We start from the raw sequence: 18,194 nt of genomic DNA, 5'->3' as shown, positions 1-18,194 counted from the left end.
CGTTGGATTTTTTTAAGATAAAGGAAAGCCGGTCTCTCAATGGAGAACGGTTTTTTTTTTGAAAATCGCAATTTGCGAAGTATGAATATTATTGCGACCAAGCTCTTTTGCCATATCATTGTACGATCGGTTCTTTTCATGAGGGCCTTCATTTTATTAGGATAAAAGTTATCTCTGATAGAAACGAAATAATCATTTCCCTTATTAAGATTGGGCATGGTGGATGAATAATAATCATTCAGCGTTTTCCTTCGTGCTTTTCATTAATTACTCACATTGCGATGAATGAAATAATACAATGAATACATCACCACCGATACGTCTGACATGACTGCCTACTTGTAAAGGATGTAAAAGTCATTCAGCCGCATTAAGAACGGCGTCTCCACATCCAAAGGAATATTTCAAATAATTATAAATGAAGTTCCCATTGTAAAGACGTGACAAAAGGACTCCTGATATCTCATTTCCAAGCACGATCGTTTGAACTGTCAAAGCTCCAATGAATTAAACCGTATTTCTCGAATAAACATCATGTACCAATGATTTCAAGAACCTTATAAAAAAAATTTCGTTATAGGGTTGTCACTAGTCAAAGCATGTTCTTTCAAATTTGGAATAATGATTGACTCCAAGCCAATACCGTGACAGTTGTCCGGATTTCCACTAAACTCAAATAAGAGGGTGGATTGATTCCATTGTTGGATTATCGAGATCGTGTAATGTTTTAAATCTCATTTTTCTTAATCATTCATCGTTCAAAAAGGAAGAATGGAATGAGCAGTCACTTTCATCACGATCAATCATTTACTTTGAATCAGCAAACAGTCTAGTTCTCATGTAATATACGCGGTACATGAAATGGCAAGAGTATCTTACCTAAAACAACTTGTCTAATTTTACATTTACTAAAGCCGCGGCCTAAGGTACAGCTGATTGGCGGTTTCGGCTCCTTATCATAATTAATGAGCCGTCTTAATTATATAGAGATAACGAATGTAACGTGCTCATTGAAAAAAATGTTTTGGAGAGAATAAAAGGTAAGACTTACGTACATACAGGATCATTCAAAAGGGGATCATTATGGGAAAATTAGAAAGTATATACCCTATTGCTATAGAGAATACAAAGGAAAAAATCATCCAGGATATGGATTTTTATTTAGAGAATCAAGAGACATTGCCTTCATATGCAACATATATATCCGACAGGATGCCTTTCATTGAGCAAATTTGGATAAATGTTTGGTTAAATAAAGCATCAAACGATGTGCCCAGAAAGGAAAAAAAGCTTTTTCTAAGCGAAAGGGGTTTTGTAACGGAAGGTTCAGATCACAAACTGATCAATAGTATGTTCCGCAATGAATTAAGGAAGTACCGCCCCTTTAATGCTTTATCGTGGATGAACGAATGCTTTGCTGAAAATAAAGATGATTGGGAGAAGAGATATAAAAAGGCAAGGGAAAACTTCTTTAAACGACAAGAAGAACAGCTTAGAGCTAAGAAACGGTGGAAGATACGAGAAAGACTTCATGAAGGAGCTAATGCATTTTTTGAAGAACGCTCACTGCTTTTATATTTACATGTCAGGCATTATATTGCCGGGATTTTGGCAGCTGATCTTCATAATAAACCTAAATTCCAATACGTCGATCCATACTTGCTTGAAGAGAAACTAGTTGAAGAAGGGGGATTTCAAGCAACTGAATATCTAATGGTCACTGATTTTTTTGAAGAGTTGACAGGCGATATCCATTCGTTATTCGATTGGGGAAGGAACCGTTATGAATATGAAAATTACTTCTATCGGTATGAGAGGTTAATATCGGATTTCATTGTAAAAATTGCCCCTGAAAATTACTTGAACCAATTACCTGCTGCACTTCATCATGATTTTTTGGAGTCATATGGGGAGAGGTTGACAGTTGAAGTCCTGCAGGGTATTTTGCGGGATGAATTGGCTGATTTGTCCCAGGCCTGTTTTGACGAACTTCAAGAAGAATACGTTTCTGATTTACTGAAACTTGAGGGAATTCCTTTTAATGAAACATTGCACGAGGAAATATTTGAAAAGGACGAGGCGAACAGAGAAAGAAGAAAAGCTGAAGCATTGGCAGAACTAGCCAAGAAGCAGGCAGAAGAGCAAAGGATGATCGATGACATTATAGGAAAGGCCTATACTCCATCCTTAGGGAAAAAAGTTAGATATGTATTGCATATCGGGGAGACAAATACCGGTAAGACGCATCAGGCCCTACGAAAAATGAAAGGAGCGGAAAGCGGCTTGTATTTGGCTCCCCTCAGACTGCTGGCACTGGAAGTGTATGACAAGTTAAATGCGGATGGAGTTCCTTGTTCATTAAAGACCGGTGAAGAAGAAAAGGCGGTAGAGGGAGCGAATCACATCTCTAGTACCGTTGAGATGTTTCATGAAAAAGACTACCATGAAGTAATCGTTATAGATGAAGCCCAAATGATTGCAGATAAAGATCGAGGCTTTTCGTGGTTTCGGGCAATCACGCAAGCAAATGCAAAAGAAGTACACATTATCGGGAGCAAGAATATCAAAGTGATGCTTCTGAACCTTTTGAATGAAGCAGATCTGGAACTTCACGAATACAGACGGGAAATACCGCTTGAAGTAGAACAAAAGGAATTTGGGTTGAAGTATACCAAAAAAGGGGATGCACTCATTTGCTTTTCAAGAAGGCAGGTATTGGAAACGGCGTCCCGCCTAAAAGAGAGTGGACATAATGTCAGCATGATATACGGCAGTATGCCTCCCGAAAATAGAAAACGGCAAATAGAGTTGTTCAATCGCGGTGAAACATCAGTGGTCGTTGCCACAGATGCGATAGGAATGGGATTGAACTTGCCAATCCGCCGCATTGTCTTTCTTGAAAATGAAAAATTCGACGGGACACGAAGAAGAAGATTGACTTCACAAGAAGTTAAACAAATCGCAGGTCGAGCGGGGAGAAAAGGTATTTATGACACGGGTAAGGTTGCATTCACAGCAGAGATTAAAATCATGAATAAGTTGCTGGAACAAGTAGATGAGCCAGTTCAAACCTTTACGATCGCACCAACTTCTGCAGTATTCGAACGATTTCAAAAGTATTACCGAAACTTAGGAACATTTTTCGAAATGTGGGAGAGGTTTGAGCCGCCTAAAGGCACGAAAAAAGCTGCACTCTCGGAAGAAAGGGAGCTTTACGAGCTAATACGTGATACCGAAATCGAAGCGCGTTTTTCCTTAATGGATTTATATGGTTTCCTGCATATCCCTTTTTCAGCCAAAGAACCAAGTCTCATCAGGCAATGGCTGGAAACGGTCGAGGCGATAGCCGAAAGCAGTGATCTTCCTGAACCGATCATCAAGACTAGAAATCTTGAGGAATTGGAACTTTCTTATAAAGCGATAGGCCTTCATTTATTATTTTTATATCGGATGGGCAAGAGGACTGAAGCTGTTTATTGGGAGCGTATTCGTGAAGAAATCAGTGATGGCGTTCATGATCAATTAAAAGATGAAATGCTGAATTATCAAAAAAAATGCAAGCGCTGTGGAAAAAAGCTGCCAGATGACTCTCGTTTTCATATATGTGATGCTTGTTACCATAGAGGGCATAGGAAGACGCACAGATACAATTAAACCGATTGAACAACCCGAAAAACGGGCACCTTCAGTGTACGGATTCGGGTTGAAGTATGGTTGTATAGATAAGCTTATTCATTTCGTTTCGATTTAGCAATTAGTGCAGCTTGCTGCTTCATTCGCTTATCAGCTTTCTTATCATGCACCACTAAGATGGCATGAATTAAACCAGGGACATAGAAAAATAGGGTGAGGATTAAATTAAACACAGCCTGAATGGGTTTACCCGCTAACAATACGGCTAATGGCGGAAAAAGAATCGCGATTAAATATAGAATAAGAAACACTCTCCAAATATACGGATTTTCACATGACTTAACATGATCATTTCTTTTTGACAAGATACATTCTCTTCATTGGTTTCGTCCAGCAGTTTCATTTTTAAGATGATGCCATTTGCTTGATAAATATATGCTCGGGTGCCCGATTCATTCCCAACAAGCATGATGGATATCTGTGCCTCCGATTAAAGCAGGAGGTAAATGGCATTAGAAAAAACAAAGGAATGCTGTCTTGTGTGTTAGAATGATTAGAAATCTGTCTGGTGAAAGCGGGATGTTCATGAGAAAAAGGATAGGCTGTTTGCATGCTCATTATTCAAATGTAGAATACATAGAAAAAGCGTTCTCCAAATTCGATATTGAATGGCTTCATTTTGTAGACCCAGGATTGATGCAGCGAGTGGGATTAGATGAGAAGTTTATGTATTCGGATGCTCAAAAAAGGGTTAAAGAACAAATTGAATGGATTGCCGAATGTAAAGTGGATGCCATCCTGATAACCTGTACAAACTATATCGCTTTATTAAACGAAGAACAACTATCTTTATCTCAGCCTATTATTAAAATCGATGAACCATATTTTGAACTAATTTGTCAGTTGCAGCAACCGCAAGTCCTCCTATTCACGAACCCTGCTACAGTTGAAGGAACAATTAAACGTTTGCATGCCCATGCAAAAAAAAATGGGGATGTGGGTGTTGATGTTGAAATTATCATCATCGACAATACCTTTGACTTGATTATGCAGGGATTGGATGAAAAATATAACCAGGAAATCGTGAATTTCCTACTCCAATTTAATCGAGAAAAAAAACAGCTTTCGGTAGCGCAACTTTCAATGGTTAAAGCAGCGAATACGTATGAGTGTCTGACCGGTCAGGCGATAGTGCATCCATTGCATGCGTTAGTTGATTCCATGGTCGACCAACTAGAATTAAAGCTCTCAATTAACGGAATTTAACCGGGATCCTTAGGATGAATCATTCAATTGGTTTTATGAAGGTCCTGCTGCTTTAACGGCATGATGTTTCAATAAAATGTTCTGCTATAAATTCCGGATCCTGTATGGCCAAGTTAATCCTATGCAGGTTTTTTTATACTTCCTTATGACGGATTTGTTCGCGGATGGTTTCAAGTTCTTCCAAAGATAAATCGGTCAGGGAATTTTTTATTTCTTCTTCGACCCTTTTTCGATCAAGTTCCCTATAGTTGTTCCACCAATCCCGTAAACCCTCGGTATTTTCAAGAAGATATTCTATATCAATTTCTTCTTGCTCATCATCTGATAAATATCTCATGACCGCTCCTAACAATCGGTTAAGTAGGGCTATTTCACTTTCCTTAACAGGCGAAGCAGGTGCTTCTTTCTCTTTCATTTCATCTTTAACTGGAACATTACGAGGTGTCATAGTATCCTCCTGTTTTTAATAGTAGTGTGCCTAAAAGGACGGGTTTGTATATTTATTTTTGTATTTTTTTAAAAATATTAAAGGCAGAAACGGCTTATAACCGTTTCTGAAAAGGAAAGAAACGAATAAACTGAATAATAATAATTTTAGCGAATACCTCGCCAGAATATACATAATAATCGTCACTCACAATTTTATTGGAATCAATAAATAGGTAAACAAGGGGGGAGAATGGAAGTAAAAAAAGAGGCCGTTTTCAAGAAATTATGAGCCATTATCACGATGCCCTAGCGATAAAAAACACCCCTCTGCCCGATTATTTCTCCTGGAGTAGAAAACTCACTTTTGCTCTTACTAATAATTCTTCATAAATTGTTTTAACTCCTTTTGAATAAGTCTGCTTGTTTTACATAGGAATCTCAAAAAGTTTACTCAAATAAAAAAGTGAGCTGACTCACCTATTGGAGGAGGGAGAAGCAGCTCACTTTTTATCTTTTATACGCAGTAACCTCATGTATGCTATTTAGTATGACCAGTAAGGCAGCACCTGTATCACTGATTACTGCAAGCCATAAGGTTAGCCAGTCTGTGAATATCAAAAGGAATGCAATGAATCAATCATTTAATCCCTTTCCATTGAGAATTTCCTGAATATACTTTTCAACTCTTGATACTCGAGTTTTGGATTGTTTGGGCTCAGAAAAATAACGAATGTATGCTCTTTGCCGTCCCGGCGTCAATGCTTCAAAAGCATTCTTCAAGGCAGGGATTTCATCTAATTTATTTTGAAATTCTTCAGGAATTATGAAGTCTGTTGTCTTCTTAAATTCCACTTCTAAACCGGCTTTTTCAACTTCAATGGCTTCATGTATATAGGCTTTCAAGATGGTTTCCATTTCAACTATTTCTTGAACATTGGTGAACCGAATCTGGCGCGCCGACTGTACATTCTCCGTTTGTTGGATTAGAATCCCATTGGCATCCTGTAACAAGGCACCTTTGTGAAACAAAAGCGCACAATATTCTTTAAATCCATGTATTAAAACTATGTTTTTTTTCTCAAACGTGTAACAAGGATGCATCCACTTAAATTCTTCGGTCAGCTCACAGTCAAGAACGATATTCCTCAACTTCTCATATTCTTCCTTCCAATTTTTAGCTTTACTTAAAAATTCATCGACCTTAGGATTCATTCTACTATTTGTCATCAAGGAACTCTCCTCTTCAATTTTTCGATAAGCTGACAGGCAAGAATGAGCATTCTTAATTTCTCCACAATTGACATCATTGCCTAGTCCCATTAAGTCATCATATTTTGTTGTATCAATAACTTTGAAATCAATTCAATCTAAATAATCTTTTGATCTTAACTTGGCACATTCAATCATTTGGCCTTTAAAAGGATGTAGTGATTTTTCGGTTTATGGCCTTATTAGTGCTCGGTAGGATTGGTGGTCAGCCAGTAATCATCACAATATCCTGCAATTTCATTCCATCTGGCTGGCTATCACAGTCGCCACAACTCACTTAAAATCATGACAAAACCTTCCATTAGAGTATTAAGTCTAGTTTGCTTCAAATGGAAGGTTTTCAATTTGTCTGAAATTAAATTTCTCCACTATTTTAGCTTGGAGGGAGGGGATAGTTAGTACCGAATGCGGTTATTGTTCCAACACCTTTTCAAGCTCGCCGCACCACTTACTCCAGCCATACTTGGCTCCATTGAGGGCTTGAGCATTGGAGAATCCGGTTTGTTCAAGATGAAGGTTAACCTTTCCGTCGCCTAAATCCTGAAGCGTCCAGATGATCGTGTGCTGCTCTCCTCCACTGGCCCACGTATAGGACAACCGGTTTGGTTCATCCACGATAAGCACTTCGCCGTCAACAATTCCATCCCAATATTCGGTCGGTGGAGTGCGAAATTGAAAACGGTGTCCTATGACGGGTTTAAAATCATTTTCCATTGCCTGACCGCTGTGGATGTTGACCACCCACTTGGCAAGCTTGCTTGAATCGGTTAAGGCGGACCAAAGCTTCTCAATCGATGTCGTGTACTGAAAATCCAATGATAATGTTAAACTCATTCTTCTTCCTCCTCTAAAAGTTGCTTCAAACGCAACATATTCGTACTCCAGAACTTACTGTAATCAGCCACCCAATCTTGAATTTCTCTGAGTGGATAGGCATTTAGCCTAAATCGCGTTTCTCTGCCGACTTTTCTGTCAAATACAAGTCCGGCCTCTTTAAGGATTGTCAAATGCTTGGCTACCCCTGTACGGCCCATTTGAAACTGTGCCGCTAATTCATGAAGCGGCATTTCCTCTGCCTCTGCTAACAGACGAATCAGTCGGCGCCTAGTTGGATCTGCAATCGCGTCAAACACATCACGTAATCTGTTGTTCTCACTCACAACACTCCCTCCAAAATATGATTTTCTATTGTAGAGATCTATGGATGGTACGAGGGGTCTTACGTTAGTTTCACCAACTTCCTAAAGTTTGCGGCTCTTCGGACGTAGCGCCCACGAGGCGATATTTAGTGCAGCATATAAAACCGGAAGGATAATAGAAAACCCGAAATCACCATTATCGTTAACATACGCATGAGATAAAGCCGCACCAGTCATTAAAAAGAAGATACCAGAGTGAACCCATTCTTTAAGCCGAGGAAAACCTGGCAAGACGAGAGCGATGGCTCCAAGCACTTTCCAAGTCCCGAGAATGGTCAAGACGTATAATGGGTAACCAAGATTCGTCACTAACTCGATGTTTCCCCCATATTGCATAAGTTGCCCGATACCACTTAACATAACAGATACTGCGAGTAGTAATGTGACTGACCAATAAGCAATCATTTTTCCTCGGGGCTGGGCTTCTACTTTCGCGGTTGTTTCCGTAACGATAATTTTACTCATTTGTTTCCTTCTCATAATTGATTGAAGTGAAACTTATTCGGGTTCCAAACTTTCCAAAAGGCTACCTCCTAATTGGACACCATTTGGTGTTACTTTGATAATACAACACCAAATGGTGTCCTGTCAATTAACTTCCTTTTTATTCTAATGATTATTTGAATTCAAATATTAACAGGGGAAATGAATCATGATCTTTGGATATGGACGGGTATCGACACAAGATCAAAACCTGGATTTACAATTAGAAGCACTTATAAAATTCGGGTGTGAAAAAATATTTCAAGATAAGGTGTCCGGTGTAAAAAAGGAACGAACGCAACTAGATGAATGATTGAAGGTAGTACAAAAGAAGACCTAAATTAGATCGTATTTCACGTTCCGCAAAACACTTCATTTAATTAATTGAAACTTTTCAGGAATTAGTGCATTTGGAATACCGTTTATTTATCAAAAACTATTGAATACAAAAAACTGACGATGAAATGATCAAAACACACTCTCCGTTGGGTTAGGAACATTTTAACTTTTTAGGAGAGTATAATTTTAACTATGATCAAGGAACCAATACTTAATTTTCTCCGCTCGCTAATAAGAAATTAGAAGAAAAACCAGACCACTTATCCTAATCAACACATCTAGCCGATTTACCCTTAGAGTAAGGATTATCGGATCGTACATTATCATATTTTTCGTTAAAATGTTGACTTTACCCGTATTTAACTGATTTATCTAACCGATAGAAAAAAAGACAAAGAAAGCATATTCGAATATGTAAATTCAGTTCTCCAAAAGTGACCGGACAAGCTTGGACTTTAGGGAATGAATAAAAGGATACTAGCATAAATTTAGATGAGGGGAGTGGATAAATGCACATGTTCATTAAATTAAGTGTGGCAAGTGTTTCTGGAGCCGTTGTGTATTTGATATATAATGTCAACCAGACGCTGCGTAAAGGAATGGGTACGCTCGAGGAAACAAATAAGACACTTGCAGAGGTAAGGAATGCCGTTCATGGATTGACGCATGAGTCCAAACAATTGATCCACTCTGCTAATCAAATAACGGCGGATGTAAAAGGCAAGATGGAAAATGTCGATCCCTTGCTGGAATCCGCTCAAGATGTTGGGGAAATGATTCATAATGTAACCAATTCCATGAAAGAAGCCAGTTTGGTTAATACGAAAGATCTTCTGTCCACTCCGACAGTTTCTTCAACTCAAGCAAAAGCTGAGGACGTACAAATAAAAATAAAATAGTACGAGCCACATAAAAAAACAAGACACCCCGGGATCCACTAACATATTTGATTAAACGCTTTTACATTTACTATAGAGGGGAGCGTTATCATGATTATCGAATATAGTGTGGCTGCAATCGCTTTAGCGTTCATTTGGTTGGTTGTTTTTTTGATCAGTACACTTCAAAAGGGAATGGTTACGATAGGAGAAGCCAATCAAACATTGGTTGAAGTGAGAAATGCCATCCACGATCTATCTGACGAATCGAAACAACTATTGCAAACAGCAAACGAAATCACTGATGATGTTAAATCTAAAATGAAAACGGTGGAACCGCTTTTGGATTCCGCGCAGGATGTTGGAGAAGCGATACATTCAGTTACAAACTCTGTTAAAAAAGCTACTACTAACGGGTTTCGCACGGATTTTCCTCCGAAAAAAATCAATCCAATCAATCCGAAGGGCCAAATCAGGTAAAAAGAACAGAATTCAACATGAAAGACACTACCTGGATGGGGAGTGTCTTTTTACTAATATGTATAGCTATTTAACCCGGTTATATATCAAAATTAGACCCATTTCTCTCATACAGATATCTTAACTCCCTGTATGAGAATATGGAACATATGTCTTGTGTGGATTTATTCGAACCAATTATTTTTCAGTCTTGTCACCTGCAGGTTGGCCCGCTGACTTGGAGTCATTGGAATGTTTGACGCCTTTACTTACATATGGCTTGGCGCTTTTTTTCTTGTTGGCACCCGTTTTCCAACGATTCCAGCCCTTCTTGCCCGTTCCTGTGCCGGTACCCTTACCTGTCCCACTCTTAGCCTTAGCTTTACTCATGAAATCACTCCATTACTATTGTATGGTTCGTTTAAACCATTTTACTTGATTATTACCCAAGTATGTTGAAATATACAGCAACTACGGTGATATGTACAGGGGTAGGCTCAATATTTTTATGATAAATCCTTAGAAACACATAAACGAATGGAATTTTGCAGATATACTTGCTTAATTAAAGCACTGGTTTTTGCTGCTTTTGAATTCGATGGATCATCTGCCTATCACTTTATTGATATGGATCTGGATTTCGTTAATAAGATGCTTATCCCAATCTTTTTGCAAATGGTCAAGTAGTGCATCAGAGTTAGCAAAACTGCTCCTGTATTCATTCCTAAGATGATGCCTCCCATATTAAGTGAAGCTTGAGAGCCTAGGATATACATCATTAAAAAGGAAACGATATGGGACCATACTGTATGGATGAAAGCATCTTTCACTAAACCTAAGCCGATAAGATAGGCTTGCATGGGAATGACAAAAAAATGAAACAGGAAATAGGGACATAATAATTTTACATAGTAAGCGGCGGATGTTGAAGAAAAAAAGAGCGAGGTCAAAGGTTCCGCAAAGAAATAAATGAAGAACACCGCAGGAACTCCATATAATACGGTAAATGACATCGATTTTTGCAATAAGACCCTTAATTTTTCCTTATCCTGCTTCTTGTAGGCATTCGATACATTCGGAATGAGCATGATCATGAGGGAATGCGCGATAAAAGCCGGAAAGAAGCCGATTGTCATCGCAACACCAGTAAGCATCCCAAAATGCTCAGTAGCCACGACAGCACCGAATCCTGCTGAAAGAAGGGCTGTATGAATCAAAAAAGGTTGAATCGCATTTGTTATCGCATGAAAGATCCTTAACCCCATAGTCGGCAGCGAAACGGCCAATAACGTTTGTCGTGCATGTTTACCAGTTGTTCGTGAGTTCATACCGCGTCCCATGATTCGCATTTGAAGGATCAGAAGGTTGATCAAGTAAAGAAATACGAGGAACTCACTGCCTATCAAAACAAAAAAGGCCATCAACAGAGACTTTTCTTGGTTAAAATGAAATAAGTTAAAGAGTAGGAAAAGCAATCCGAACTGAATGATATCTTTTAAAAAGTTGGACAAAGCAATCTTCCCCATTTGTTGGACACCCATGAAATAGCCTCGTGCAATCGACGAAAATGCAACGATGGGGATTGAGGCGATGAGCAACCACTTTATATAAGGATGATATTTGTCCATAATCGATGAAAAGGAAAGGATGAAAGGCATGACTACACACATAACCAACACGACGACTGCAGCCATTTTAAGAGCATGAATGATCAGGTTATAATGCAATGCCTGCTTATTTTCGGCAACGAATTTTGAAATGGAAATATGTAATTCAAGGCTGGCAATCACATATATCAAAAAGAAAATAGGCAATAGGGACATATATAACCCCATACCTTCTTCGTGTAACTCCCTGGCTAGGATCATGTTCACTAAAAATTCGATGCATTCACCAAAAAACGCTGCAACAATCAAAATGAGCGTTCCCTTATAAAAAGACTTCATGCTGGCCCACTCCTAACAAGGTGTTTGTATAAAGATATGAGACATGCCATGGATTATTCATCATGAACGCCATTAAGCGGTGATACGTACTCCGTTTTTGTCTAGGGAATTACTAAGATATCCTTTATTTGAAAGATAAAACGGGAAAGGGGAAGGGAGATGAAATGGATTGTTTTTTGTGAAGATTTTATTAACACACCCTGCATCACCATCAAAAAACTTCTTTCATTTATGGTGTTTTCATTTCTTTTGCAGTCAGAGGCATGAAAGATTAATAAAATTAATTTTATACTGCGCATAAAGGGGGCATGTTGGTTCAACAGGCTCAATTCGGGCAGGAGAGCATGATGAATCATGCATCATTCGATGGAGTTTGATTCTTACTTTTCGTTTTGTAATTCATGCTATATTTTGCTATCCTTTAGCAGAGGGGATGATCAATATGAAATTCACATCTATTAGTCAATCAAATATAGATGAATTGTGCATTGCGTTTGAAAGTTGTCTTACAGAACATGACATTACATTTAAATATGTGGACATGACTGAAGATGACGGAATCATTTCGTTTATTTTTTGCAACGATCCGGAGCAGGCGAGGTCGGTCGAATTAGAAAGTGAACGGTTCATTGGATTGGATACTGATTACATAGCCAAGGAAATTTTAGAGCCAATCCTGCCTAGATTAAAAGAATATGCAACAGAAAAAAATCATCGATAAATCTCACAAGAAATAGAACAAAATTATATTGACGGGAAACAGAAAAATTACCTTCCTATTATATATACCATTCCATTGACAGGGGATGTACCATTTTTTGTCCATAAAAATAAAAAATGGGGAACCTCATGTGAAGTTATCTAGTATATGATTGCTACCTAGGTGATGGGTATGTCAGAATTGTAAAAAAATGCCCTGGATTTAGGAAACCTCCAGGGCATTTTTTCTTTCTATAGCATTGAACTTATGGAAGTAGGGTATCAAAGATTATCACCATTTTTTCTTCCCAAACAATCCGGTTACATTTAAATGACCATTTTTTTACCGGCAGTTAATTCAACCTCCTGCATTGGAGATTCCACTTTCTTGTTTTTCTTCACTCTAAAGTGATAAACCGCATAACAAGCAATGAAGAACGTTCCCCCGCAATAAAGGGCCATTCGCTGCTCAGGAACAAACGCTAGACTGATCATGACGATGCAGTTTGCTATCAAGGCAAGCATGGGGATGAATGGATATAGCGGTACTTTGAATTTCAAGTTTTCCACCTGTCCACCTTTGCGGATATATGATCTTCTGAAAGCAAGAAGACAAGCCGCGATGGCAATCCAGCCAATTTGTGCTCCTAATCCTGCAAGGGAGAGAAGAAAAACAAACACTGTTTTGGCGGCTACTACACTTGAAAGTAAAGACAAACCAGCTATTGCAAGGGTGATAAGTAAGGCATTAAGCGGAATTCCTCGCTTATTTACCATGCCGAGCTTTGGACTGGCCATGCCTTCCTTAGAAAGCGAGTAAAGCATACGTGTTGCCGCATAAAGGCCGGAGTTTGCAACAGACAAAAGCGCTATAAGAATGATGAAGTTCATAATATCAGCCGCATAAGGAACACCGATACTATCCAGAACAACAACGAACGGACTTTCAACAATTCCTGCCTGTTCCCTTGGAATCATCGCTGAAAGAACAGCGACAGAAAGAACGAAGAAGAAAAGGGTACGCCAAACGGTTTGTTTGATCGATTTAGGTATGACCTTTTCTGGATTTTCACTTTCTCCCGCGGCAATTCCGATTAGCTCTGTGCCCTGGAAGGAAAAGTTCACTGTAATCATTGTAATAAGCAGGGCCGATATTCCATTCGGGAAGAGGCCTTCGCTGAAAAAGTTGGAGAAAAATGGTGCTTCTTGTCCACCTTTCATATCAATAAGACCAAACATGGCAGCACCGCCAACTACGATAAACAGGATTATGGCCAATACTTTTATGCTTGAAAAAACAAACTCAGATTCTCCAAATGCCTTTGCTGATAATGCGTTCAGTAAAAATATGAGTAAAGCAAAGATTGCACACCACATCCAAACGGGTGATTCAGGGAACCATCTTTGCATAAGCTGTCCTGCTGCCAAAAACTCCAAGGCAACCGTAACAGCCCAACCTAACCAGTAAAGCCATCCTATGGCAAAGCCTGTTCCAGGACCGATGAATTTAGTCGCATATGTCTGAAACGAACCGGAAACAGGCATGGCAACCGATAGTTCCCCGAGACAAAGCATCGTTAAATACATGATAAAACCACCGACTATGTAAGAGAGGATAGCACCGATGGCCCCAGCTTCATGAATGGTGTAGCCTGAACCAATGAAAAAGCCTGTACCAATACATCCCCCTATTGAAATCATAAATAAATGTCTTGCTTTCATGCTCCGTTTTAATTCATTTGGCTGATTTTCTATTGTCTTCATTGAAAAACTCCTTTACCTGATGGGTGCAAACGGTTTCATTTATGTCTGGACGTTATTAGGGAATTTGTGTAATTTACTCACAAATGTAAAAGATTTGATTCGAATCTTAGATGTTGTTGAATTCCCTAGAATAAGAGATTATTTCTGCATTTAGAGATAGATAGGTTCCAATGCAGAATTAATTTCAGGTAGCGCCGCTTATAAAGAAAAGGAAGCCAAGCGTCAGGAAACTAGGGATGAATGGCTCCGTGTGGACCATCCTTCAATGGGTAACATGCACCCTGTTGAAGTAGGGGCTATTTCCACTGGGCCATCTATTTAACGAAATCTCTCATAATACAATACCAGTTATCTATAAAGAAGTTCAACTATTTTACATCAACCAGTAAATCTGAAGTATTAAATTGGTCTTCCGCTCCATAAAGTAATTTTTCACCAAGCAATGAGCCCATTAATGCGACAGCAACTTCAGCAGTTTTATTATGCTCGTCCAATATTGGGTTTATCTCTACAAATTCAGCAGATGTAATGATATTAGCTTCGGCTAGCATTTCCATGGCAAGATGGCTTTCACGGTAACTAATACCTCCCATTACAGGTGTTCCAACCCCAGGTGCGTCATCTGGATCAAGACCATCAAGATCAAGGGATAAATGTACAAGATCCGTACGTTCTTTCAGATAAGCAATTGATTCTTCCATCACTTTTGTCATACCTAATCTATCAATCTCATGCATTGTAAAAACTTTAATCCCTTTTTCCCTGATTAACTCTTTTTCCCCTTGGTCTAAGGAACGGGCACCAATAATGACAATATTCTCTGGTTTGACTTTTGGAGAATATCCGCCAATGTTAATCAATGCAGGGTGGCCAAGGCCCAAACTAACAGCTAGGGACATACCATGAATATTACCAGATGGAGAAGTTTCTGCTGTGTTCAAATCGCCATGTGCATCATACCAAATTACCCCTAAGTTCTTAGAATGCTTTGCTAAACCGGCTAATGTACCGATAGCGATACTGTGATCTCCGCCCAGTACTAAAGGAAAACGATTTGATTGGATGACTTCATCCACTTTTTGACTCAATTTTTCATTGCCTTCTGCTACATCCTGCAGATTCTTTAAATTTGTGTCTAAATCACTTTGTGCTCTCTCTTGTATTTCTACTTTAATATCACCTTCATCACGAACAGTGTATCCTATACTTTCAAGTCTTTCACTCAATCCTGCATATCTGATTGCGCTAGGACCCATATCGACGCCTCTTCTAGTTTGACCAAGATCCATTGGAACACCAATGATTGAAATTTCCTTTTTCATGTATAATTCTCCCCTTTCAATTTTTCTTCCCTAGTATAAGGGTAAAAGTATAGATGACTCAACTCGACATTTTTTTGAATATTTATACGATTGGGAAAAGGGTAAAAGTCTTGGGTTAATATCCCTATTTTAAATATTGCGAAGATGCCGAAACTTTACCAGGTAAGGTATATGAAATGATTAAAAAATGCAATGAAATCCCCACTCCTATTGAGTTTAAAAACTCAATAGGAGTGGGGGAAATCCTTCCATATAACGTTTATCGTTAACGGAATTATAGAGTTCATGAATACATTTTACCAGGTACATTTATTCATTAAATAGGACTATAACTCAGGTAAAAAGATTAATATTTCTCATAATGAATAATAAGATAGACTAAAAATAGGTGATTTTACACCTTATTTCACTTTGTTAGCATAATATATTTTTCCGAAATATATATATTATCTGAAATATCATGTACTTTTTACAAAAAGTAAAAGATGAACACAGCGGGAAAAAGGACTGGAGCCAAGGGATTGAAAGAATTTTATCGAATCGCTGCTCAAGAAAAAATTGATAAAAATCTTTGTTGTGTATTTTATTTGAAAAAATCTCAAACCCTTAAAATGATTTGCTCCAGTCCTCATCTTCCAAAGGCACACCATTCGTACTATCATATGTCCATGTTTAAGCACTCCATCGTTTTTAAGGGCAACAATCATTTTATTAAAGCGGTCGTCATCTGTATCTTGTTTCTTACGTGATAGGGTAATCCGAACGGTCGGTGCAACTTTGTAATCTTTATAGCTGGCTGGTTTGTTCGGGTCAATATTCAATTTTTTTCCAATCGCTTCATCAAAAACCACGGATAATTGAATGGAATCGCCTATTTTTTCTTGAACCCTTTCCCACTCATCACTTTTTACGATATCTCCCATATCCTTTGATATCAACACATTCCCTTGTTCATTTTCAAGATAAGGCCTTATCTCCATTTCAGCATCATCTTTCCATTTATCGGAAATGAAGGGATCCTCCATTTCTCCTGTTTCATCATTAAAGAAAACTAAAAATTGAGTGCCATATTTTTCACGTTTCACTTTAGCTGCATATTCAAAATATCCGCTGTTTCCCATATTATCGAACAGGACATCATATTTTTCTGTCCAATCATCAAAGTTTTTCTCTAAATATTGCTCAGCTTGATTTCTAACCTTTTTTTCTTCATCAGGATTTGCCTTCATACTCTGTGTGAATGAAAACATAAGGATCACGACAGCTGCCAAAATGATTAAAAAAACTATTAGTAAAGTTAGTAAAATCTTTTTGTTTTGCTCAAAATATATCCTCCTGTAAATTTGTACTTCCCTTCAACAATTACCATATTATTCTAAAATTTGTATAGTGTATACATCTATGGAAATTGAGAAATGAAGGAGTGAGCTTTTTTGGTGTAAATTCTATACAAATTTGCTTGCTCTCCACATTATCGGGATACTTTGATACAATATTTTAATTGATAGTATCCCAAAGGGAGAGATTTACTTGGAAACATTTCAAAGAGAAATGAATCATAATCGTGATGAATTAAGAAGGACAAGGTGGACTCAGCATCGTAAACAAGTCACAGGATTATTCGATGCCGTTTTTTCAAAAAAAGCGATTGTTGAAAAAGTGGCGATAGTTGGTGCAGGAAATTGCGATGATTTGGATATTGAGTATCTTGCTTCTAAATGCAGCTCGCTATATTTATTTGATATTGATAGGGGAAGTATGGAAAAAGCGAGGAATAATTTGCCTGATTATACTCGAAAAAAAATCCAACTTGTTGAAATCGATGTTACAGGCCTTGATAAAGTGATGTTTGAAGACCACCTAACATCCATGCTGAAACGCGGTGATAGGGCAGAGGACATTGTTCAGTATGTAAAGGAAATAGAAAATCGGTTAACTCAGGTTTCTGACAGTATTTTCGCCAGCTATTATAATGGATTTGATATTGTTGCAACATCTGCCATATATACTCAACTTTTTTATAATTGGGCCATTGACCTGCTTACTCATTTTGAAAACCAATATCAAGAAAATGACGCAGCTGAGATAAAGGATGGATTTTTAGATCTTAGGGATCAGATAGTGCGTACGTTGAATCACTCTATATCTAAATGTATCAAAGAAGATGGATTTTATATTACATGGTCAGATATGTTAAAGATCGAACCTGAGTATATGGAGACCATTAATGAAGGGCTTAATGCCATCTTTGCCTTAGCTTCGAATGTGGGGTATGGAGCAGCATTGATTGGCATAAAAGATTATTTGGGAAAAGTGGATAAAAGTGAATTATCCCTTCGATATTGGCCGTGGGATTTTAATGCCAATAAACAGTATTTGACCATTGGGATTATCGGCAGATTGAAAGAGGGATATAAATAAAAATAGATTTATGAGGTAGGTACGCGAAGCAGCAGCTGTATCTACCCTTTTTTGAAGGGTGAAATCTAAGATGATATTGTTCTTTCA

General features: G+C 38.2%; 18 protein-coding genes. 7 read left to right on the top strand and 11 right to left on the bottom strand.

Annotation, left to right across the window (positions count from 1 at the left end; translation table 11 throughout):
- The first annotated feature begins 1,083 nt into the window (after window positions 1–1,083).
- Window positions 1,084–3,654, top strand: coding sequence for a helicase-related protein (locus tag ACQKMH_RS10220; protein WP_427587272.1), 2,571 nt, complete (start codon window positions 1,084–1,086; stop codon window positions 3,652–3,654).
- Between the two features lie 74 nt (window positions 3,655–3,728).
- Here ACQKMH_RS10220 and ACQKMH_RS10215 read toward each other — a convergent pair whose 3' ends face one another.
- On the bottom strand, window positions 3,729–3,935 hold the full coding sequence (locus tag ACQKMH_RS10215) for a YqaE/Pmp3 family membrane protein (RefSeq protein WP_427587568.1): 207 nt from the start codon (window positions 3,933–3,935) through the stop codon (window positions 3,729–3,731).
- 277 nt (window positions 3,936–4,212) lie between these two features.
- Between ACQKMH_RS10215 and ACQKMH_RS10210 the strand changes: the two genes are divergently transcribed.
- Complete coding sequence (locus ACQKMH_RS10210; protein ID WP_427587566.1) at window positions 4,213–4,899, top strand: hypothetical protein; 687 nt, start codon at window positions 4,213–4,215, stop codon at window positions 4,897–4,899.
- Window positions 4,900–5,032: 133 nt separating this feature from the next.
- On the opposite strand, the gene ACQKMH_RS10205 is transcribed toward ACQKMH_RS10210, so the two are convergent.
- From ACQKMH_RS10205 to ACQKMH_RS10185, 5 genes are all read right to left on the bottom strand, one after another.
- Entirely contained in the window at window positions 5,033–5,347 is a 315-nt protein-coding gene (locus tag ACQKMH_RS10205; protein WP_427587271.1) for a hypothetical protein, read from the bottom strand.
- Between the two features lie 614 nt (window positions 5,348–5,961).
- Entirely contained in the window at window positions 5,962–6,555 is a 594-nt protein-coding gene (locus tag ACQKMH_RS10200) for a YdeI/OmpD-associated family protein (RefSeq protein ID WP_427587270.1), read from the bottom strand.
- Between the two features lie 453 nt (window positions 6,556–7,008).
- Window positions 7,009–7,431 carry an SRPBCC family protein gene (locus ACQKMH_RS10195; protein WP_427587269.1) on the bottom strand — a complete coding sequence of 141 codons (423 nt, stop codon included), beginning with the start codon at window positions 7,429–7,431 and terminating at the stop codon, window positions 7,009–7,011.
- Window positions 7,428–7,757, bottom strand: a complete 330-nt coding sequence (locus ACQKMH_RS10190) for an ArsR/SmtB family transcription factor (RefSeq protein ID WP_427587268.1) — start codon at window positions 7,755–7,757, stop codon at window positions 7,428–7,430. Before ACQKMH_RS10190 ends, ACQKMH_RS10195 begins: the two co-directional genes overlap by 4 nt.
- Before the next feature lie 81 nt (window positions 7,758–7,838).
- Complete coding sequence (locus ACQKMH_RS10185; protein ID WP_427587267.1) at window positions 7,839–8,261, bottom strand: DoxX family protein; 423 nt, start codon at window positions 8,259–8,261, stop codon at window positions 7,839–7,841.
- Between the two features lie 187 nt (window positions 8,262–8,448).
- Between ACQKMH_RS10185 and ACQKMH_RS10180 the strand changes: the two genes are divergently transcribed.
- From ACQKMH_RS10180 to ACQKMH_RS10170, 3 genes are all read left to right on the top strand, one after another.
- On the top strand, window positions 8,449–8,592 hold the full coding sequence (locus ACQKMH_RS10180) for a recombinase family protein (RefSeq protein ID WP_427587266.1): 144 nt from the start codon (window positions 8,449–8,451) through the stop codon (window positions 8,590–8,592).
- Window positions 8,593–9,127: 535 nt separating this feature from the next.
- Entirely contained in the window at window positions 9,128–9,517 is a 390-nt protein-coding gene (locus ACQKMH_RS10175) for a DUF948 domain-containing protein (protein WP_427587265.1), read from the top strand.
- Between the two features lie 90 nt (window positions 9,518–9,607).
- Complete coding sequence (locus tag ACQKMH_RS10170; protein WP_427587264.1) at window positions 9,608–9,976, top strand: DUF948 domain-containing protein; 369 nt, start codon at window positions 9,608–9,610, stop codon at window positions 9,974–9,976.
- Window positions 9,977–10,153: 177 nt separating this feature from the next.
- Here ACQKMH_RS10170 and ACQKMH_RS10165 read toward each other — a convergent pair whose 3' ends face one another.
- Window positions 10,154–10,345 (bottom strand): DUF3934 family protein, encoded by a 192-nt coding sequence (locus tag ACQKMH_RS10165; protein WP_427587263.1) that lies wholly within the window; start codon window positions 10,343–10,345, stop codon window positions 10,154–10,156.
- Window positions 10,346–10,569: 224 nt separating this feature from the next.
- The gene (locus tag ACQKMH_RS10160) at window positions 10,570–11,901 is read right to left on the bottom strand and encodes an oligosaccharide flippase family protein (RefSeq protein ID WP_427587261.1); all 1,332 of its coding nucleotides are present in this window, start codon (window positions 11,899–11,901) and stop codon (window positions 10,570–10,572) included.
- A 442-nt stretch (window positions 11,902–12,343) separates the two neighbouring features.
- On the opposite strand from ACQKMH_RS10160, the gene ACQKMH_RS10155 reads away from it, so the two are divergent.
- Window positions 12,344–12,622, top strand: coding sequence for a hypothetical protein (locus ACQKMH_RS10155; RefSeq protein WP_427587260.1), 279 nt, complete (start codon window positions 12,344–12,346; stop codon window positions 12,620–12,622).
- Window positions 12,623–12,927: 305 nt separating this feature from the next.
- Here the strand turns inward: ACQKMH_RS10155 and ACQKMH_RS10150 are convergent, their stop codons facing one another.
- From ACQKMH_RS10150 to ACQKMH_RS10140, 3 genes are all read right to left on the bottom strand, one after another.
- Window positions 12,928–14,364 (bottom strand): amino acid permease, encoded by a 1,437-nt coding sequence (locus ACQKMH_RS10150; RefSeq protein ID WP_427587259.1) that lies wholly within the window; start codon window positions 14,362–14,364, stop codon window positions 12,928–12,930.
- A gap of 368 nt (window positions 14,365–14,732) precedes the next feature.
- Complete coding sequence (gene rocF, locus ACQKMH_RS10145; RefSeq protein ID WP_230156089.1) at window positions 14,733–15,686, bottom strand: arginase; 954 nt, start codon at window positions 15,684–15,686, stop codon at window positions 14,733–14,735.
- 458 nt (window positions 15,687–16,144) lie between these two features.
- Window positions 16,145–16,936 carry a hypothetical protein gene (locus ACQKMH_RS10140; RefSeq protein ID WP_427587580.1) on the bottom strand — a complete coding sequence of 264 codons (792 nt, stop codon included), beginning with the start codon at window positions 16,934–16,936 and terminating at the stop codon, window positions 16,145–16,147.
- A 280-nt stretch (window positions 16,937–17,216) separates the two neighbouring features.
- On the opposite strand from ACQKMH_RS10140, the gene ACQKMH_RS10135 reads away from it, so the two are divergent.
- Window positions 17,217–18,107 carry a hypothetical protein gene (locus ACQKMH_RS10135; RefSeq protein ID WP_427587258.1) on the top strand — a complete coding sequence of 297 codons (891 nt, stop codon included), beginning with the start codon at window positions 17,217–17,219 and terminating at the stop codon, window positions 18,105–18,107.
- Window positions 18,108–18,194 lie beyond the last annotated feature (87 nt).

It is taken from the genome of Peribacillus sp. NPDC097895 (assembly GCF_050277555.1).
Classification (GTDB): Bacteria; Bacillota; Bacilli; order Bacillales; family DSM-1321; genus Peribacillus.
The sequence above is the reverse complement of the archived record's forward strand: the minus strand, read 5'-3'. Positions and strand labels throughout refer to the sequence as shown.